Raw genomic sequence first — 17,400 nt, 5'->3', positions numbered from 1 at the left:
CCTAGCAACTGCACCCGGCCTTCTTCGCCGTTCGCTTCGGCGCCGTGCGGGCGAATTCGGCTGGCGTGAGTTCGTTGTCGAGGTCCCTGTCGGCGGATTCGAACTTGTCGACCGTTGCCACCGCCCATTCCTCGAAGGTGAGCAGGTTGTTGCCGTCCCTGTCCAGCTTGCGGAACGCGTCTGTGCGGGTGGACAGCATTTCCCGCCGGCTGATGCTCAGGTTGCGATCGCGGTCGTAGCGAAAGAAGCGGCGCTGTTCGCGCGTCAGCTCGGTTGCCTCGGGGGGTGCAGGCCCGACCAGGCCGGCAATGTCCGCTTCCGGCAGTGCCTCCTCGGTCGGCGCGGGAACGGGGAGCGGCGGCGGCGCACCCTCTTCCACCTGCGCCCTGCCCTGCCACCAGAACAGGCCAACGCCCGCGAGAACAAGCGCGAGCACTGCGCCCAAAACCATGCGATTCATAATGCGCGCACCCGAAGGAGAACGCTGTCCCTGGGTTCCAGCCTACTGTCAGCGACCGAAAATGCCAGTGCGAACAGCAAGCACCATCGCCGCCGGGCCGTCCAGCATGGGGCGCTGCAACCGCAAGGATCGGCCGGCGAGCGCATCGATGACCGTCAGGCTCCTCAGAACACGCGGAAGCCGTCGATCTGGGCCGACGGTCAAATCCGTTTCCTTGCCGCCCCAGGCCCAGGCATCGGCCGCCGACCAGCGGCTGCAGGCTTGGCGTATTTCGCCGTCGGAGCCCTCTTTTCCGAAGCTTCGGGCGAGGCACTGCCACACCATCGCCCGGCCACGGGCCAATTGGCCGACAGCCGCCGCATCGATGGGTTCCGCCACCAGCATCGCCTCCCAACCATCGACCAAGGCCACAAGGGCATCGCTTTGGAAGCCACACTCTCCGAGCGCGGCCAACAGCGGCTCCCCTTTCGCCCATAGTTCGGCAGGTTGTAAAAACTGGTCACGCCACCACGCCAGCCTGATCTGGTGCACAATCGGCTCAACCGGGCGATCGCCTATGCGGGCGAGCCTTTCGTCTAGGCAAAGGAGCGCGGCAGAGGCGTCTCGCGCCCGTGCCGGGGCATAGGCCAGCGCCAGCCGATAGGGCGGTGAAAGCGTCTCGGGATCCAGCAAGGCCATGCGCCCCTCATCTTGCTGCACGCCATGTTAAGTCAACCGGGAAAGCCGGTCTTAACCATCTGCTTACGCAACTCGATTACCTAGTCGCGCTACAGGCATGCTGTGATGAAAAGTTTTCGTGGAAGGTATCCCACCATGGGTATTCGTGCATTCTTCGAGCGACTGCGCCGGGCGCAGGGCGGCAATGCGGCCATGCTGGTCGGTCTTGGCCTCCCCGTGCTGGTAGGCGGCACGGGCTATGCCGTCGACACCGCGCAATGGTACCTCTGGAAGCGTGAGCTGCAGTACGCCGTGGACCAGGCCGCGATTGCCGGCGCATGGGCGAAGGCGCAGAATGCGACCGGAAACGGCTACGTCGACCGTGCCCAGCGCGAGTATGATGCGAACATTGCCCTGGTGACCAATTTCGACAGCGGCGCGCAGGTGTCGCTGGAAAACTACGACGGCGGGACGAACAATTCCGTCCGGGTGACGGCCACGGCAACCGGCAACCTGCCGTTTGCGTCCTACATCATGGGCACCACGACGACCGTGCGTGCCACGGCGCTGGCGATCCACGAACCGGCAGTCACCTGGAACCCCTGCCTGCTTGCGCTCGACGAAGACGAATCGCAGGCCGTCCGCTTCAACGGCGGACCGACCGTGAATGCGGCGTGCGGCGTCGGCTCGCTTTCGGATGCGGCAGATTCCATTGCGATCATCGGCAACTCCGGCACGTTCAATCTCGGATATGTCATTACCGCAGGCGGCTTTTCGGATCCCCATGGACGGGCCGGTTCGGTCACGCGTGCGGAGAACATGGGCGACCTCGCCGATCCGCACGAGGGGCTGACCCCGCCGGACAACCCCACTCCTCGCACTCTGACCTGCCCGAGCAACGAGTCGAACTGGACAGCGGACAAGAACACGCAGATCACCCAAACTTACAGCTACTGGACGAGGTCGCAGGGCAATTACGTCGCTTACACCTCGCAGGCCAACCCGAGGGCCGAGGTCGTCAACCCGGCCACTACCGAACAGGACATTCGCTTCACGCAAGAGCCGACCAATCCCGACCCGCTGGTCGAGGATACCTACACGGAAATTTCCGGCCGCGGGAACGATCGCGTGTACGAACGCGAACGGCGCACGACGACCATCACCTACACCGACAAGAACTACTACGCTCCCATCGATTCCGCGATGCAGCCTGGGACCTACAGCGACTTCACCCTTTCCTGCGACACGACGCTGGCAGGCGGGATCTACGTCATCAACGGCGGCAACCTGAAGGTGAACGCGCAGTACAGCCTTACCGGAACGGGCGTGATGTTCGTCCTGCTTAACGGCGCCGGGCTGGAAATCGCCGGTGGCGCGACCATCAACCTGAGCGCCATGCAGACGGTCGAACAGCTCGTGGCTGCCGGCGTTGCCGCCGACCAGGCCGAGCGGATGAAGGGCATGCTTATCTTCGAAGACCCCGAGGGCCCGGGCAACGACAACCACAGCATCACCGGCAATTCCGGCGTGGTGATGAATGGGATCGTGTACCTGCCGGAAAGCGAACTCAAGATTGCAGGGTCCATGCGCGGCACCAGCACATGTCTCGAGTTGGCGGCCGGCACGCTCGACATTGGCGGCGATGCCAACCTTGCGACGCTGTGCCCGGCCAACGTCGTGCCGCGTTCGAACATCTCGACCCGCAAGTCGCAAGTCAGGCTGGTGGGATGACGGCCTTGCGTATCCTCCACCGCCTTGCTGCGGCCGATGACGGCACGATGGCGATCGAGACGGCGTTCATCGCCCCTATCCTCGCCATCATGTGCCTCGGCGGGTTCGAGGCCAGCCGCATCGTCTCGCGCAACACCGAGCTGCGCACCGCGCTGGCCGAGGCCGGCAGCATTGCCGTCGCCAGCCCGCCCGACAGCCAGGCGCGGATCGACGCGGTCGAGGATATTGTCGAGGCATCGACCGGTTCGGACGACAGCGAGGTAACCGTGGCGCAGAAATTCCGCTGCAACAACGATGCCACGTTCGTCGATTCGAAGGGCAGTTGCACCGTGAACGCGGTGATTTCGACCTATCTGCAGATTACCATAACCGACACCTACACGCCTGCCTGGACCAGCTTCGGTATCGGCAGTCCGGTATCCTTGTCGGTGACCAAGACGGTGCAGACGTCGTGAGCGGCGCACGCGCTTTTCTTGCTCGCCTCCGGCGCGACAGTCGCGGCGCGGCGATTATCGAGTTCGCCGTTCTCGCACCGCTCGTGATCGGGCTTATGCTGGGCGTGCTGCAGGTCGGCATCGCGATGCAGGCCCAGAATTCCCTGCGCAGCATCGCCGCTGAGACCGCGCGCTATGCGGTCGTCCAGTACCAGAAGGACCTGACGCCCAACAACGCCGCGATCGAAACGCAGGCCCGGTCGATCGCGACCTCTTCGCCGTTCAACCTCAAGAACACCGTCACGGTCCGGGTGACCGATGCGGCCACGCAGCGCGTGACCGGCGCGCTCGAGAAAACGATGGTGATCACTTACACCGTGCCCTCGGTGCTGCCGCTCTTCAATTGGGCAAGCCCCACCATCAGCCACACCCGGCCGATCTTCGTCCTCGATTGACGGGCGCGGAGGCGCTGCGGGCCCCCATCCCTACCAAATTAACCATAGGCGTTTGCGATGTGCTTACGTGCAGCGCTTAGAGAGGACGGCACGATGGAGCGGACAGCATCATCCCTCAGTGCCTTCAGGGGCTTCCTTGCCAGCCTGGCCCAAGACCGGGCGGGCAATACGCTTGCGCTAATCGCGGCGGCCATGCTGCCCCTCCTGGCCATCGTCGGCAGCGGCATCGACATGGGCCGCGCTTACGTGGTCCAGACCCGCTTGCAGCAGGCCTGCGATTCCGCCGTGCTGGCTGCCCGAAAGCGGCTAGGTTCCGAAGTCGTGACCACCGGCGTCGTGCCGACGGAAGTCGCAGCGACCGGCAACCGGTTTTTCAACCTCAATTTCCGCAACGGCAGCTATTCGACCTACGACCGCAACTTCCAGATGGCGCTCGAAGCGGACTATTCCATCAGCGGTGTCGCCACGATCGACATGCCGATGTCGGTCATGCGGGTGTTCGGGCAGACGGAAATGCCCATCCAGGTCAACTGCGCCAGCATCCTCAACTTCCAGAACCTCGACATCATGATGTCGATCGATGTTACCGGGTCGATGCGCCACACCAATCCGGGCGACACCCTATCCCGCCTCGATTCAGTGAAAGCCGTCATCCGCAACTTCCACGCCCAGCTCGAAGGGGCGAAAGGCGCCGACACACGCATCCGCTACGGCTTCGTGCCCTATGCGACCAATGTGAATGTCGGCGCATTGCTGCGTGACGAGTGGATGGTGGATGACTGGGCCTATCAATCCCGGGAAGAGACGGGCGTAACAATTCCGGCGGTCGGCAAAACCGAGTGGACCAACTGGACCTATGTTTCGGGTACCCGACCCGATTGGAATACCGGATGGTCGCTGGTGAGCACCTATACCGCAACATGGAATCCGCCGCCTGCGCCCGACCAGTCCGGCTACTATTCATGCAACGGGACCCAACCTGCCGACACGTTCGTATTCGATCACGTCCCGGTGGGTACGGCGACAACGACGGTGCAAATCAATCCGCCGGCGGTCATTACGACGCAAAAGATGCGGGCGACCGAAAACGGGATCCGCTACCGCACCGTGATTACGGGTAACACCTGCCGGATCGAGTCCCTCGAATCGACGAATTACGTCCAGGACTTCGATGAGGTCACGACCGTCCCGTCCGTCGACCAGATCCAGTATCGCTATCGCGCCATTTCCCGCGATGTCAGCAACTGGCGCGCGGAAACCGAAGGCTGCATCGAGGAACGCAAGTCGACGAAGCTGAGCGATTTCAGCAGCGTGAACCTCAACCAGAATATGGACCTCGACATCAACCGCGTTCCGAGCGCATCGAACAGCGACACCCAGTGGCGGCCGCGGTATCCCGAAGCGATTTACACGCGCAAGATCATGAACAACGGTTCCGGCGAATTCTGGAAGCCGCAGGTGGTCACGACAGACGAGTACGCCCAGACCGGGCTGTGGTGGTTCAGCGACTGCCCCGCCCCTGCCGCGAAGCTCGCCGAGATGAATGCGACCGCCCTCAACAGCTATCTCGATACGTTGACGCCTTATGGTGCGACCTATCACGACATCGGCATGATTTGGGGCGGGCGGCTGCTGTCGCAGAACGGCCTGTTCGCCAGCGAGAATGCGAATGTTTCGGCGACCAAGCCGACCTCGCGCCACCTGATCTTCCTCACCGACGGGCAGACCGAGCCCTATGACCTGGCCTATGGCGCCTATGGGGTCGAACCGATCGACGATCGGCGGTGGGATTCTTCCATGTCTTTGAGCCTTGCCCAGACGATCGAGAAGCGCTTCGAGTTCGCTTGTTCGGAGGTGAAGAAGAACAACACCACCGTTTGGGTCATCGCCTTCGGCACCTATGCTAACCAGGCGATGCAGAACTGCGCCGGGCCTGGTCGCTATTTCGAAGCGGCCAACGCCAGCCAGCTCAACGAGGCCTTCGTCGCCATTGCCAAGTCCATGGGCGACTTGCGGATCACCAACTGATGATGGCGCGTCGGCCGAACCTGCTGGCAGATCGCGATGGCGTGACCTTCGTCGAATTTGCGCTGATTTCCCCGGTCCTGCTGATCGCGTTGATGGGTGCGCTGGATGCAGGCTTCAACGCCTATATGTCCGTCATGCTTCGCGGGGCTGTTGCCGATGCTGCGCGCGGCGCCACCATCGAGGCCGCCAATGGCGGCGCACTCGATGCCGAGGTCGCGGCAAGCGTTCGCCGCGTCCTGCCCTCTGCCGCCTTTACCTACGCACGCAAGAGCTACGACAGCTTTTCGGTGGTCGGCACGCCCGAGGACTTCAGCGACGTCAATACGGATGGCTCTTGCAACAACGGCGAGCCTTACGAAGACGCCAACGGCAACGGGCTGTGGGATCCGGACCGCGGCCGCGGGGGCAATGGCGGGGCGCGCGACGTGGTCGAATACAAGGTCACCATGCGCTACAATCGCCTGTTCCCGGCACCGGCGCTGATCGGGCTGCCGCCCCAGTTCTCGGTGACGGCTACGACGCTCCTGCGCAACCAGCCGTTTGCCGACAATCGCGCAGCGCCCGCGACGAGGAACTGCACGTGAGCGCTGCGGCTTGTCTGATCCGCCGTCTGCGGCCTTCGCAGAGCGGCGTGGCGATGACGGAGTTTGCGCTGGCTGCCCCGCTGCTGATGCTGGCGGGCCTGTATGGCGCGGAAACGGCGTGGCTCACGATCACCCATATGCGGGTTAACCAGGTGACGCAGGAAATCGCCGACGATGCCTCGCGTATCGGCGAGATATCGGCGCTTGAAACCCGCAAGATCTACGAAAGCGACGTCAACGACCTGCTCTACGGCGCCCATCTCGAAACCGACTCGCTGAACTTCTTCGCCAATGGCCGGGTCATCATCAGCAGCCTCGAAGTCGTGCCCGACAGCGACCCCGATCGCCAGTACATCCACTGGCAGCGGTGCAAGGGCCGGCTGAACTGGGCGTCCAATTACGGCAATGAAGGTGACGGCCTGACGGGCACCAGCTTCACCGGCATGGGTCCGACCGGCGACAAGGTGACGGCGCTGGAGGATGACGCTGTCATGTTCGTCGAGGTTGCATACAACTACCAGCCCCTGTTCGGCAGCATGTTCGTCAGCAACCGGCTGATCACGTCCTATGCCGCGTTCAATGTTCGTGACACGCGCGACCTGGCGCAGATCTACCAGCGCAACGTATCGAACCCGGACCCGGTGTCGGGTTGCACGACGTTCAGCGACTTCAGCGGCAATACCACGGTGGTCGCGCCGGCCGGAACCTACACGCCCCCGTCGGGCGGAGGCGGTTCGACCAGTACGTCCTCGACCAGCACCAGCAGTTCGGGTGGCAGCTCTGGGGGCAGCAGCTCCGGCGGCGGCTCGTCCGGCGGTGCCTCTTCCGGGGGCGCCTCTTCCGGGGGCGCCTCTTCCGGGGGCGCCTCTTCCGGGGGTGCCTCGTCCGGAGGCGCATCGTCCGGAGGCGGCCCGGGGGTCTAAGGCCCCCCGGCCGGACGCGTCAGCCCCGGTAGCAGACCTTTTTCGCCGCCTCGACGATACGGGCCGTGTCGACCAGCGCCAGCTTCTCGAGGTTCGCAGCATAGGGCAGCGGCACATCCTCGTTGGCCACCCGCAGCACCGGGGCATCGAGATGGTCGAAGCCGTCCTCCATGCAGATCGCCATCACTTCGGACGCAATCGAACAGGTCGGCCAACCTTCCTCCGCCACGATCAAGCGGTTGGTCTTGGCAAGCGAGGCAAGGATCGTCTCCTTGTCGAGCGGGCGCAGGGTACGCAGGTCGATAACTTCGGCATCGATGCCTTCCTCCGCCAGCTTGTCTGCCGCTTCGAGCGCCCAACCGACCGCAATCGAATAGCTGACGATGGTCACATCAGCGCCTTCGCGCATGATCCGCGCCTTGCCGATGGGCAGGACGTGGTCGTCGAGTTCGGGCAGCTCGAAGGTGCGGCCATAGACCAGCTCGTTCTCGAGGAAGACCACCGGGTCGTCCGAACGGATCGCAGCCTTGAGCAGGCCTTTCGCATCCGCCGCATCATAGGGCGCGATCACGATCAGGCCCGGCACGCTAGCGTACCACGGGCCGTAGTTCTGGCTGTGCTGCGCGCCGACGCGTGACGCCGCGCCATTGGGGCCGCGGAACACGATCGGGCAACGCATCTGGCCGCCCGACATGTAGTTGGTCTTGGCCGCCGAATTGATGATGTGGTCAATCGCCTGCATGGCGAAATTGAAGGTCATGAACTCGACGATCGGGCGCAGGCCGCCCATCGCCGCACCCGTACCGATGCCGGCAAAGCCGTATTCGGTGATCGGCGTGTCGATCACGCGCTTCGGCCCGAATTCGTCGAGCAAGCCCTGGGTGACCTTGTAGGCGCCCTGGTACTCGGCGACTTCCTCGCCCATGACGAAGACCCGCTCGTCGCGGCGCATTTCCTCGGCCATGGCATCGCGCAGCGCTTCGCGGACAGTGACCTTAACCATATTGGTCCCGGCGGGAATCTCGGGGTCGTTTTGGGGCTTGCTGACCGGCTTTTCCGGAGCAGCAGCGACTTCAACCGATGCCGGAGCTGGCGCATGTTCGGCCACGGGGGCAGCAGGAGCGGCAGCTTCGCCCTCCCCGCCCAGCATGGCGATCACTGTGCCGACCTTCACGTTCTCGGTCCCCTCGGGCACCAGGATCTTGCCGAGCACGCCATCGTCCACGGCCTCGAATTCCATGGTCGCCTTGTCGGTCTCGATCTCGGCGATGATGTCGCCGATGGCGATCTCGTCGCCTTCCTGCTTGAGCCACTTGGCGAGCGTGCCTTCCTCCATCGTCGGCGACAGCGCGGGCATCTTGAGTTCGATTGCCATGGCTCAGTACTCCCCCACCAGCACATCGGTGTAGAGTTCGCTTGGCGCGGGTTCCGGCGAGTTCTCGGCGAAGTCCGCGCTCTCGGCCACGCGCGCGCGGATCGCCTTGTCAATGGCCTTGAGGTCCTCCTCGCTCTTGCCCTTGTCCAGCAGCACTTTCTTCAAACCTTCGATCGGATCGTGATGATCGCGCTGTTCCTGCACTTCCTCGCGGGTGCGGTACTTGGCCGGGTCGGACATAGAATGCCCCCGATAACGATAGGTGTTGCACTCCATCAGCACCGGCCCGTTGCCCTCGCGCACGTGCTTGAATGCGACTTCGGCGGCGGCGCGCACTTCGAGCACGTCCATCCCGTTCACTTCCATCCCGGGAATGCGGAAGGCGGTGCCGCGGCGATGGAACCGGGTTTCGGCCGAACTGCGCTTCGAGGCGGTGCCCATGGCGTACTGGTTGTCCTCGACGACGAACACGATGGGCAGGTTCCAGAGCGCCGCCATGTTGAAGGTTTCGTAGACCTGGCCCTGGTTCGCGGCCCCATCGCCGAAATAGGCGAGGCACAGCCCGCCGTCATTGTTGTACTTGTGCGCGAATGCGAGCCCGCCCCCGAGCGCGACCTGCGCACCGACGATGCCGTGGCCACCATAGAATTTATGCTCGGTGCTGAACATGTGCATCGAGCCGCCCTTGCCCTTGGAGATGCCCGCTTCGCGGCCGGTCAGCTCGGCCATGATGATGTTGGGATCGATATCGTAAGCGAGCATGTGGCCGTGATCGCGATACCCGGTGATGACGCTGTCCTTGTCGCCGTCGAGCGCCGACTGGAGACCGATGGCGACCGCCTCCTGCCCGATATAGAGGTGGCAGAAGCCGCCGATGAGGCCGAGACCGTAGAGTTGCCCTGCCCGCTCTTCGAACCGCCGGATGAGCAGCATCTGTTCGTAGAACTGGAGCATTTCCTCGACGCTGGCGTCGTAGCGCTTGTTCTTCTCGAAGGCTTCCTGAAGGCTGTGGAGGATGAAATCATCGTCCTGCGGGCCGTGACCTGCCTTTGCGGCGGGCGAGTTGCGGGTGCTGGCTTTGGCCAAGGGGGCATTCCTCCGGTAACGGGTCTCCCCCACATCGCCGTGCGGGGCTTGCGCGGCCTATAAGACCAAGCGCGCGCAGCGTGCAACGCCAAGTGGCGCCGGACGCTACGGAAATACCTATGCGTAGAGGCTAATTGCCCGAAACGGGCTCCTGGGGTTCAAGTTCGAGCACGAACTCGTCCGGCCGAACCAGGTTATGCTGTTCGCGGATCAGCGTGGCCACGAAATCCGGATCGACGTTTTCGGGATCGAGCGCGTCGACGTTCTGCTGCATCTCCGCGCGGGCCTTCTCGAGTTTCGCAATCTGCGCCTTGCGTTGTTCGAGCAGCTGGGCCTGTTCACCCCAGGCGAGCAACCCGCTCGGCCCGAAAAGCGCCATGCCCGCCATCAACAGCAGCGCCACGAGCGCCAGCCCGTGAGTCAGTTGTTCGCGCGGCAGCCTGATACGATGTCCCTGACGTAGCATGACAACGATAGAATCAGCTTTTTCGGGGTCCATCAACCCGCCACCTCGTGTTTGCGACGAAACGATTCCTGCGCGAGTCGAACCGTGCCCTAGACGGGGCCGATTCGCCAGCCACGCAAAGGCAAACGCGCGAAACCTTGCACAGCGATATGATATGCGATATAGTTTCTTTTGAAACCAATTATCCCCTCAAGGAGACCCCCATGGCAGACCTGTTCGAAAACCCCGCCGGGCTCGACGGCTTCGAATTCGTCGAATTCTGCGCCCCGGAAAAAGGCGTGCTGGAACCGGTGTTCCAGGCGATGGGGTTCACCCATGTCGCAACGCACAGGTCTAAAGACGTTCATCTGTGGCGGCAGGGCGGCATCAACCTGATCGCCAATTACGAGCCACGCAGCGCGGCGTGGTATTTCGCCCGCGAGCATGGCCCGTCGGCCTGCGGCATGGCTTTCCGCGTTCGCGATGCTCGCAAGGCCTACGACCACCTGCTCGCCAAGGGTGCCGAACCCGTCCAGGTCCAGACCGGTCCGATGGAACTGCACATCCCGGCCATCCGCGGGATCGGCGGCGCCATTCTGTACCTGGTCGATCGCTATGCCGACGAGGAGGGTCGCGGCCTGTCGATCTACGATATCGATTTCGAATACCTGCCGGGTGTCGAGAAGCACCCTGTCGGCGCCGGTTTCAAGCTGATCGATCACCTGACCCACAACGTTTACGGCGGTCGCATGAAGTACTGGGCGGACTACTACGAGACGCTCTTCAACTTCCGCGAAATCCGCTTCTTCGACATCAAGGGCGAATACACCGGGCTCACCTCCAAGGCGCTGACAGCTCCCGACGGCAAGATCCGCATCCCCCTCAACGAGGAAGGCGAAGGCGGCAAAGGCCAGATCGAGGAATTCCTGCGCCAGTTCAACGGGGAAGGCATCCAGCACATTGCCCTCATCTGCGATGATCTCGTTGCCTGCTGGGACCGCCTCCAGGGCCTCGGCGTGCCCTTCATGACTGCCCCGCCCGCCACCTACTACGCGATGCTCGACGAGCGCCTGCCGGGCCACGGTGAAGATGCCGAAGCGCTCAAGATGCGCGGCATCCTGCTCGACGGGACCACGGAAGGTGGCCAGCCGCGCCTGTTGCTGCAGATCTTCGCGCAGGCGCAGGTCGGGCCGGTGTTCTTCGAATTCATCCAGCGCAAGGGCGACGAAGGCTTCGGAGAGGGAAATTTCAAGGCCCTGTTCGAAAGTATGGAGCGTGACCAGATCGAACGCGGCGCGCTCAAGGTCGAGGAGCCGGCAGAATGAGCGCCCATCCCGTCAAGCTCGGCGGCATCCACCACACCGCCTATCGCTGCAAGGACGCGAAAGAAACCGTCGAATGGTACGGCCGCGTGCTCGGCATGGACTATACCACGGCCTTCGCCGAGGACCATGTTCCCTCGACCGGCGCCTACGATCCGTACATGCATGTTTTTCTCGATGCAGGGAACGGGAACGTTCTCGCGTTTTTCGAGTTACCCCACCAACCCGAGATGGGACGTGACGAGAACACGCCCGCATGGGTCCAGCACCTCGCCTTTCGGGTCGCGTCGGAAGAAGAGCTGCTAAAGGCCAAGGAGCACATCGAGGCACAGGGCATCGATGTGCTCGGCCCCACCCATCACGGCATCTTCAAGTCGATCTATTTCTTCGACCCCAATGGCCACCGGGTGGAACTCGCCACGGATATCGGCACCGACGAACAATATGCAGAACTGAAGCGCGTCGCCCCGCTGATGCTCGACGAATGGAGCCAGACAAAGAAGGCTCCACGCCACGCCGACTGGCTGCACGAAATTGCCCGCGCGGAACACGCCCAGGGCTGACACCGCCACAATTTCGGAACCCTGCCAAACCCGGCCCGTTCGATTGGTACGATCGAAGGGGAAATGATGATACTTGCCGCCAACACCCGGGCCGACGAAGGCCTGGGCCAGACCATCGACACGATTGCCACGCTCCATGACCAGCTTGGCCTGATGGCCGATGCCGCCGTCCGTGCCCTGCCCGGCCTTGCCATTGCCCTTGTCATTCTCTTCCTCACCTGGGTTGTCGCCCGCCTCGCGATGCGGATCACCAACCGCGTTCTCGAGCGGACAGAGCTGAGGCCGGCACTCGAGAACCTGATACGAACATTGGTGAAGCTCGGCATCTGGATCATCGGCCTAATGATTGCCGCCGTGGTGGTCATGCCCGGCCTCACCCCTGCAAGCCTGATCGCCGGCCTCGGCATCGGCGCGGTCGCTATCGGTTTCGCTTTCCAGGATATTTTCGAAAACTTCCTCGCCGGCATCCTCATCATGCTGCGCAAGAAGATGCGCATCGGCGACATCATCGAATGCGACGGCATCTCCGGCAAGGTCGAGCATATCACGCTGCGCGAAACCTATGTCCGCAAGCTTTCCGGCGAAGTCACGCTGGTGCCCAATTCCATGCTGTTCAAGAATCCGGTCGAGATCCTGACCGACGAAACGCAGCGCCGTCACGAGCTGATTGCCGGCGTGTCCTACGATACCGACCTCGACAAAGCGGCATCGGTGATCCGCAAGGCGGTGGAAAGTGTCGATGACGTCGATAACGGCAAGGGCATCGATGTTTTTGCCGTCGAATTCAACGCCAGTTCGGTCGACTTCAAGGTGCGCTGGTGGGCGGGATCCAAGCCTCGCGACATGTGGGAGAGCAAGGACAAGGTGATCCGCGCCATCAAGCGCGCGCTTGACGATGCGGGGATCGAGATTCCGTTCCCCTATGTGACCCACACCTTCAAGGAAGCCATTCCGCTTGGGAGCGATGCCAAAAGCTGTTAGCCGCGATGGGTGGCTGATCGAAACCTTCCCCCCGGTGCGACCACCGGCCTGACAAGTTCCGACCAGTTCGGCCTCAGCCTGCTGACCGGGGTCACGGTCGCCAATGCCTATTATATCCATCCGATCATCGCCGATATTGCGCGCAGCTTCGACGTATCGGCTACACAGATCGGGCTAGTCCCGGCGTTCAACCAGATCGCGCTGGCATTGGGTATATTCCTGCTGTTGCCGCTGGGGGACCGGATCAGCAACCGCACACTTTCGCTGGTGCTGGCCGCCTGCCAGACCGCCATGCTGGTGGTGATGGCATTGGCGCAGTCCTTCTGGCTGTTCGTGACCGCCTCGACCGTGCTCGGCTTTGTCACGATCGTGCCCTATCTCCTGCCGGCCTATGCCTCCAAGCGCGTCCCGCCGGAAAACCTCGGCAAGGTCACTTCCCTGCTGACGGCGGGGATCATCGTCGCCATCCTGCTGGCACGCGTCGGCGCGGGGCTGGTTGCACACGAGACCGACTGGCGGGCGGTGTACTGGATCGCAGCGGCAATGATGGCTGCGGTCACTTGCGCCATCCCCTTCATAATGGAGGGCCGTGCCAAGGATGCTTCGCCGGCTGCCCGGCAAAGCTATGTCGCACTGGTCGGCTCGACCGTCACGCTGCTGAAAGAACATCCCAACATCGCGCTTTCCGGCGTCATCCAGGCACTCAATTTCGGGATCTTCCTGGTCGTCTGGCTGGGGCTCGCATTCCATCTCACCAGCCCCGCTATGGGCTATGGCACCGATACCGTGGGATATCTCGCCGCGGTAGCGATGGTCAGCGTCTATGCTACCCCGCGCCTCGGCAAGTGGGCGGACAAGGTTGGCCCTTATCGCGCAAGGCTCAGGTTCGGCACGATCCAGTTCGTCGGCGTGTTGCTTTACTGGCCGACGGGGTCGAGCCTGTGGCTCCTGCTCATCCCGCTGGTCCTGACCAATATCGTCGGTCCCAGTGTCGATGTCGCGGGCAGGATGACGTTCCTCAGCCTCGCCCCCGAAATCCGCACGAGGTTGATGACCGGCTACATCATCCTGATGTTCATCGGCGCAGGCATGGCCAGCTGGGCCGCACCGGTCGCTTACGACATAAGCGGCTGGGGCGGGATCGCCGCGTTCTGCGCCGCCATGTCGCTCGGCATCGTCGGCCTGAGCTGGATGGCCCTCAGCCGTCAGGAAGCCTGAAGCGCGCCCAGGAATTCGCGGATCCGCTTGGCGTTCTCGCCAAGATCGCTCTGCCCGACCCGGCTGATCGAACGCATGTCGACGCGGGTCTTGCCGTCGCCCGTTGCGGTGGCACGCACGACGACAATATCCTCGAACCGCAGCCACGAAGCATAAGCGACAGCTTCGAGCCGCCCCTCCGCAGGCACGGCAGCCGCGATAGTCCAGCCGCGCGCCTTGGCCAGTTCCTCGGCCTTGGCGATCACCTCGGCCGGCGTGCCGTCGAGCGTGATACCCGTCAGGTCGCCATAGCCCTTACGATGCTCGGCTTCCCATTTCTCGACGGTATCGACCCCGCGCAGGTTGTCGGCAGGAATGCTCAGCGCCGAATAGGTCGGAGGGTTATCGAGATCGGTCGTCACGTCGTGGATGAAGGGAAAATTGCCTGCCGTGCTTCGCAGAATCACCAACGCACTGAAACCGGCCGCACCCAGGAGGAAACCGACAACTGCCTTGCGCCCGGCGGGCCATCCGGTGCGCCAGTTCATGACCAGCGCCACCAGCCCGATGACCGCGACACCGCCGCAGGCCATGCTCATGTAAACGAACGACATGAAGCCCGGCAGCTTCCCGATGACGTCATAGCGCGCCAGCGTCGTGCCGATGAGGGCTATGGCGATGGCGGCAAGCGCGGCCCAGAAGGCAAGGCCGCTGATCCGATGCGTCCAGGGATGGGTGTTCATGATCTGCGGTCTCCCCCCGAGAAATGTGCTGGTGTCCCCGAGAGGATTCGAACCTCCGGCCCCCGGATTAGGAATCCGATGCTCTATCCTGCTGAGCTACGGGGACGCCGCAGCCGCCTTAGGGCGAAGCAACGCGCCTTTCAATCAGTTGAGTTCATCGGGCGGCGCGACCGGTATCAGTAGCGGTGCGACGGCAATGCCTTCCTCGAGCAGTTCGCGCGCCTCGTCAGCGGTTGCCTTGCCGTGGATCAGCGCCTCGTCGCGCTCGCCATAGTGCATCTCGCGCGATCGCTTCGCGAATTCCTCGCCGACCCAGGTGCTGTCCTTGATCGTCTCCGCCTGCACCCTGGCGAGGGCCTTCATGGCCTCGACCAGTTTGGCGGGAAGCACTTGTCCGCTACCGCCGCCGCTGACGGCACCCGGCTCCGGCTTGGCAGCGGGCTGGTTGCGCGCATTGCCCTTGGCCGGCACGGCAGGCGCCATCGGGGCTTTGGCAACCTGTTCGCAGCCACATTGCGGGCATTGCAACAGGCCATTCGCCAGCTGCTCCTCATAGTCGGCCGTCGAGCGAAACCAGCCCTCGAAGCGGTGGCTTTGGGAACAGGTGAGGTCGAACACGATCATGACGCGGGCGATGTAGCGACAGGACGCCGGTTGGCAAGGCTCGGCACCTGCGCGCGGACCTCGGCGATGCGACCGAGGTCGATGTCGCAGAAACCCAGTCCCGGCGACTCGCCTCCCATGTCTAGCAGCACCTCGCCCCAGGGGTCGACGACCAGGCTGTGGCCGTAGGTCTCGCGGCCATCCTCGTGCTTGCCGACCTGTGCTGCCGCGACGACAAAGGCGCTCGCCTCGATAGCGCGGGCGCGCTGGAGGACGTGCCAGTGTGCCTTCCCGGTCGGGACAGTGAAGGCAGCGGGGATAGCAATGACGTCGCAGGCCCGCTGGCCCAGCGCCTCGAACAGGGCGGGAAAACGCAGGTCGTAACAGATCGTCATGCCGAGCGTGCCGACCGGCGTCGCCGCCGTCACCGCCTTGTCGCCCGCACGGTAAGCGTTCGATTCCCGCCAGCTTTCGCCGTTCGCAAGATCCACATCGAACATGTGCATCTTGTCGTAACGGGCAGCGATATCGCCTGCGCTATCTATCAGGAAGGATCGATTGGCCCATCGTTGCTCGGCGGTATCCACCGCCAGCGATCCGATCGCGACCCATATGCCATGCCCGGCCGCTGCCGCCCGGGCGCGCGCAAGGACGATATTGTCGTCCTCTGCGCGGATCTTCGCTGCGCCTCGCTGCCGGTTGCGGTCGAGCATGCCGGTCATTTCCGGTGTAAAGATGATTTCTGCACCGCCAGCCGCCGCCTCCGCGATGGCCGTATCCAGGATATCGGCATTGGCCACCGGTTCTATGCCGGTGGTCATCTGGAGGACGGCAATTTTCGCCATCAGTCCGCTAGCATCGCATCGAGCTTGCCGTCCCGCTCGAGCGAAGCGAGATCGTCCGAACCACCGATGTGAACCCCGCCGATGAATATCTGCGGCACCGTCCGGGCCATCGGGGCACGCTCCATCATCTCGTCCCTCTTGGGTCCGCCCATGGTGATGTCGTACTCGTTGTAGGCAACGCCCTTCTCGTCGAGCAACCGCTTGGCACGAAAACAATAGCCGCAGCCGAACTTCGTGTAGATGTCGACGGTTACCTCTGCCATCGCAATAGTCCTTGTTTTACAGTCTCTTCGCAGGTCTTGAACGGCCCACCTTCCCACCTATATCGGGGATGTGAAGCGGTGCCGCAATGGGCCATTCACAACAACCATCGGGACGCCGTGCAATCGGGTCCCGTACACACCAAATTGCTCGATGGAGGATTTGCATATGTCACGTCTCGATTTCACCCCCTACCGCCGCAGCACCGTCGGCTTCGACCGGCTGTTCGATATGCTGGAGAGCCAGGTGCGCCAGAACAGCGGCGACAATTACCCCCCTTTCAACATCGAAAAGCGCGGTGACGACAACTATCGCATCACGCTGGCCGTCGCCGGCTTCCGCCCGGGCGATCTCGATATCACCGCCCAGCAGAACCTGCTGACGGTAGTTGGCCGCAAGCACGACGAAACTACCGATGGCGAAATGCTGCATGTCGGCATCGCCAACCGCGGGTTCGAACGCCGGTTCGAATTGGCAGACTACGTCCGGGTCGAGAATGCCGACCTCGCCGACGGCCTGCTGGTGATCGACCTGGTCCGCGAAGTGCCCGAAGCAATGAAGCCCAAGAAGATCCTCGTCGGCGGCCAGAAGCCGCTCGAGATCGTCGAAGGCGACAAGAAGGACGCCGACGCCGCCTGACGCGCGGTTTCTCCGTGAAACCCGAAGGGCCCGCCCGAGAATCGAGCGGGCCCTTTTCGTATGCGGGA

The 17,400-nt window shown here is 63.2% G+C and carries 20 protein-coding genes and 1 tRNA gene; 11 read left to right on the top strand and 10 right to left on the bottom strand.

From position 1 onward, the window contains the following. Position 1: 1 nt before the first annotated feature. Positions 2-460 (bottom strand): hypothetical protein, encoded by a 459-nt coding sequence (locus WAB17_RS11840; protein ID WP_435417549.1) that lies wholly within the window; start codon positions 458-460, stop codon positions 2-4. 48 nt (positions 461-508) lie between these two features. Continuing rightward, positions 509-1,138, bottom strand: coding sequence for a squalene/phytoene synthase family protein (locus WAB17_RS11835; RefSeq protein ID WP_435417548.1), 630 nt, complete (start codon positions 1,136-1,138; stop codon positions 509-511). Positions 1,139-1,273: 135 nt separating this feature from the next. On the opposite strand from WAB17_RS11835, the gene WAB17_RS11830 reads away from it, so the two are divergent. The 6 genes from WAB17_RS11830 (at position 1,274) to WAB17_RS11805 (ending at position 7,272) form a co-directional block, all read left to right on the top strand. Continuing rightward, positions 1,274-2,848 (top strand): pilus assembly protein TadG-related protein, encoded by a 1,575-nt coding sequence (locus WAB17_RS11830; protein ID WP_435417547.1) that lies wholly within the window; start codon positions 1,274-1,276, stop codon positions 2,846-2,848. Next, a complete protein-coding gene (locus WAB17_RS11825; protein WP_435417546.1) occupies positions 2,845-3,303 on the top strand; it encodes a TadE/TadG family type IV pilus assembly protein in 459 nt (152 codons plus the stop codon). The genes WAB17_RS11830 and WAB17_RS11825 overlap by 4 nt, the downstream gene beginning before the upstream one ends. After that, entirely contained in the window at positions 3,300-3,737 is a 438-nt protein-coding gene (locus WAB17_RS11820) for a TadE/TadG family type IV pilus assembly protein (protein WP_435417545.1), read from the top strand. The genes WAB17_RS11825 and WAB17_RS11820 overlap by 4 nt, the downstream gene beginning before the upstream one ends. Positions 3,738-3,830: 93 nt before the next feature. Continuing rightward, positions 3,831-5,765 carry a pilus assembly protein TadG-related protein gene (locus WAB17_RS11815; protein WP_435417544.1) on the top strand — a complete coding sequence of 645 codons (1,935 nt, stop codon included), beginning with the start codon at positions 3,831-3,833 and terminating at the stop codon, positions 5,763-5,765. Continuing rightward, complete coding sequence (locus WAB17_RS11810) at positions 5,765-6,349, top strand: TadE/TadG family type IV pilus assembly protein (protein WP_435417543.1); 585 nt, start codon at positions 5,765-5,767, stop codon at positions 6,347-6,349. The genes WAB17_RS11815 and WAB17_RS11810 overlap by 1 nt, the downstream gene beginning before the upstream one ends. Continuing rightward, the gene (locus tag WAB17_RS11805; RefSeq protein WP_435417542.1) at positions 6,346-7,272 is read left to right on the top strand and encodes a hypothetical protein; all 927 of its coding nucleotides are present in this window, start codon (positions 6,346-6,348) and stop codon (positions 7,270-7,272) included. Before WAB17_RS11810 ends, WAB17_RS11805 begins: the two co-directional genes overlap by 4 nt. A 19-nt stretch (positions 7,273-7,291) precedes the next feature. On the opposite strand, the gene WAB17_RS11800 is transcribed toward WAB17_RS11805, so the two are convergent. From WAB17_RS11800 to WAB17_RS11790, 3 genes are all read right to left on the bottom strand, one after another. Then, positions 7,292-8,647 carry a pyruvate dehydrogenase complex E1 component subunit beta gene (locus WAB17_RS11800; RefSeq protein ID WP_435417541.1) on the bottom strand — a complete coding sequence of 452 codons (1,356 nt, stop codon included), beginning with the start codon at positions 8,645-8,647 and terminating at the stop codon, positions 7,292-7,294. Between the two features lie 3 nt (positions 8,648-8,650). Continuing rightward, a complete protein-coding gene (gene pdhA / locus WAB17_RS11795; RefSeq protein WP_435417540.1) occupies positions 8,651-9,733 on the bottom strand; it encodes a pyruvate dehydrogenase (acetyl-transferring) E1 component subunit alpha in 1,083 nt (360 codons plus the stop codon). 130 nt (positions 9,734-9,863) lie between these two features. Next, the gene (locus WAB17_RS11790; RefSeq protein WP_435417539.1) at positions 9,864-10,232 is read right to left on the bottom strand and encodes an FtsB family cell division protein; all 369 of its coding nucleotides are present in this window, start codon (positions 10,230-10,232) and stop codon (positions 9,864-9,866) included. A 170-nt stretch (positions 10,233-10,402) separates the two neighbouring features. On the opposite strand from WAB17_RS11790, the gene hppD reads away from it, so the two are divergent. The 4 genes from hppD to WAB17_RS11770 all read left to right on the top strand — a co-directional run bounded on the left by hppD (position 10,403) and on the right by WAB17_RS11770 (position 14,262). After that, on the top strand, positions 10,403-11,503 hold the full coding sequence (hppD, locus tag WAB17_RS11785) for a 4-hydroxyphenylpyruvate dioxygenase (protein WP_435417538.1): 1,101 nt from the start codon (positions 10,403-10,405) through the stop codon (positions 11,501-11,503). Beyond that, complete coding sequence (locus WAB17_RS11780) at positions 11,500-12,063, top strand: VOC family protein (RefSeq protein ID WP_435417537.1); 564 nt, start codon at positions 11,500-11,502, stop codon at positions 12,061-12,063. Before hppD ends, WAB17_RS11780 begins: the two co-directional genes overlap by 4 nt. Positions 12,064-12,129: 66 nt before the next feature. Continuing rightward, the gene (locus WAB17_RS11775) at positions 12,130-13,044 is read left to right on the top strand and encodes a mechanosensitive ion channel family protein (protein ID WP_435419382.1); all 915 of its coding nucleotides are present in this window, start codon (positions 12,130-12,132) and stop codon (positions 13,042-13,044) included. A gap of 9 nt (positions 13,045-13,053) precedes the next feature. Next, a complete protein-coding gene (locus WAB17_RS11770; protein WP_435417536.1) occupies positions 13,054-14,262 on the top strand; it encodes an MFS transporter in 1,209 nt (402 codons plus the stop codon). Here WAB17_RS11770 and WAB17_RS11765 read toward each other — a convergent pair. The 5 genes from WAB17_RS11765 to grxC all read right to left on the bottom strand — a co-directional run bounded on the left by WAB17_RS11765 (position 14,250) and on the right by grxC (position 16,695). Then, positions 14,250-14,984 (bottom strand): DUF1499 domain-containing protein, encoded by a 735-nt coding sequence (locus tag WAB17_RS11765; RefSeq protein ID WP_435417535.1) that lies wholly within the window; start codon positions 14,982-14,984, stop codon positions 14,250-14,252. The genes WAB17_RS11770 and WAB17_RS11765 overlap by 13 nt on opposite strands. 29 nt (positions 14,985-15,013) lie before the next feature. Continuing rightward, a tRNA-Arg gene (locus WAB17_RS11760) sits at positions 15,014-15,090 on the bottom strand. A 38-nt stretch (positions 15,091-15,128) separates the two neighbouring features. After that, positions 15,129-15,608, bottom strand: a complete 480-nt coding sequence (locus tag WAB17_RS11755; RefSeq protein ID WP_435417534.1) for a DUF1178 family protein — start codon at positions 15,606-15,608, stop codon at positions 15,129-15,131. Next, the gene (locus WAB17_RS11750; RefSeq protein WP_435417533.1) at positions 15,605-16,432 is read right to left on the bottom strand and encodes a carbon-nitrogen hydrolase family protein; all 828 of its coding nucleotides are present in this window, start codon (positions 16,430-16,432) and stop codon (positions 15,605-15,607) included. The genes WAB17_RS11755 and WAB17_RS11750 overlap by 4 nt, the downstream gene beginning before the upstream one ends. Next, positions 16,432-16,695 carry a glutaredoxin 3 gene (gene grxC, locus WAB17_RS11745; RefSeq protein WP_435417532.1) on the bottom strand — a complete coding sequence of 88 codons (264 nt, stop codon included), beginning with the start codon at positions 16,693-16,695 and terminating at the stop codon, positions 16,432-16,434. The genes WAB17_RS11750 and grxC overlap by 1 nt, the downstream gene beginning before the upstream one ends. Positions 16,696-16,861: 166 nt before the next feature. Here grxC and WAB17_RS11740 point away from each other — a divergent pair, with 166 nt between their 5' ends. Further along, entirely contained in the window at positions 16,862-17,332 is a 471-nt protein-coding gene (locus tag WAB17_RS11740; protein WP_435417531.1) for an Hsp20 family protein, read from the top strand. The last annotated feature ends 68 nt before the right edge of the window (positions 17,333-17,400 follow it).

It is taken from the genome of Parerythrobacter aurantius, from assembly GCF_045291475.1.
In the GTDB taxonomy this organism is placed as follows: domain Bacteria; phylum Pseudomonadota; class Alphaproteobacteria; order Sphingomonadales; family Sphingomonadaceae; genus Parerythrobacter; species Parerythrobacter aurantius.
The sequence above is the reverse complement of the archived record's forward strand: the minus strand, read 5'-3'. Positions and strand labels throughout refer to the sequence as shown.

What these genes read in the sequence shown, in the direction of transcription:
- WAB17_RS11830 (WP_435417547.1), top strand. Translation starts at nt 1,274, where the DNA reads ATGGGTATTCGTGCATTCTTCGAGCGACTGCGCCGGGCGCAGGGCGGC.
- WAB17_RS11840 (WP_435417549.1), bottom strand. Translation starts at nt 460, where the DNA reads ATGAATCGCATGGTTTTGGGCGCAGTGCTCGCGCTTGTTCTCGCGGGC.
- WAB17_RS11775 (WP_435419382.1), top strand. Translation starts at nt 12,130, where the DNA reads ATGATACTTGCCGCCAACACCCGGGCCGACGAAGGCCTGGGCCAGACC.
- WAB17_RS11800 (WP_435417541.1), bottom strand. Translation starts at nt 8,647, where the DNA reads ATGGCAATCGAACTCAAGATGCCCGCGCTGTCGCCGACGATGGAGGAA.
- WAB17_RS11755 (WP_435417534.1), bottom strand. Translation starts at nt 15,608, where the DNA reads ATGATCGTGTTCGACCTCACCTGTTCCCAAAGCCACCGCTTCGAGGGC.
- WAB17_RS11835 (WP_435417548.1), bottom strand. Translation starts at nt 1,138, where the DNA reads ATGGCCTTGCTGGATCCCGAGACGCTTTCACCGCCCTATCGGCTGGCG.
- WAB17_RS11815 (WP_435417544.1), top strand. Translation starts at nt 3,831, where the DNA reads ATGGAGCGGACAGCATCATCCCTCAGTGCCTTCAGGGGCTTCCTTGCC.
- WAB17_RS11825 (WP_435417546.1), top strand. Translation starts at nt 2,845, where the DNA reads ATGACGGCCTTGCGTATCCTCCACCGCCTTGCTGCGGCCGATGACGGC.
- WAB17_RS11750 (WP_435417533.1), bottom strand. Translation starts at nt 16,432, where the DNA reads ATGGCGAAAATTGCCGTCCTCCAGATGACCACCGGCATAGAACCGGTG.
- WAB17_RS11765 (WP_435417535.1), bottom strand. Translation starts at nt 14,984, where the DNA reads ATGAACACCCATCCCTGGACGCATCGGATCAGCGGCCTTGCCTTCTGG.
- grxC (WP_435417532.1), bottom strand. Translation starts at nt 16,695, where the DNA reads ATGGCAGAGGTAACCGTCGACATCTACACGAAGTTCGGCTGCGGCTAT.
- WAB17_RS11780 (WP_435417537.1), top strand. Translation starts at nt 11,500, where the DNA reads ATGAGCGCCCATCCCGTCAAGCTCGGCGGCATCCACCACACCGCCTAT.
- WAB17_RS11740 (WP_435417531.1), top strand. Translation starts at nt 16,862, where the DNA reads ATGTCACGTCTCGATTTCACCCCCTACCGCCGCAGCACCGTCGGCTTC.
- WAB17_RS11810 (WP_435417543.1), top strand. Translation starts at nt 5,765, where the DNA reads ATGATGGCGCGTCGGCCGAACCTGCTGGCAGATCGCGATGGCGTGACC.
- WAB17_RS11790 (WP_435417539.1), bottom strand. Translation starts at nt 10,232, where the DNA reads ATGGACCCCGAAAAAGCTGATTCTATCGTTGTCATGCTACGTCAGGGA.
- hppD (WP_435417538.1), top strand. Translation starts at nt 10,403, where the DNA reads ATGGCAGACCTGTTCGAAAACCCCGCCGGGCTCGACGGCTTCGAATTC.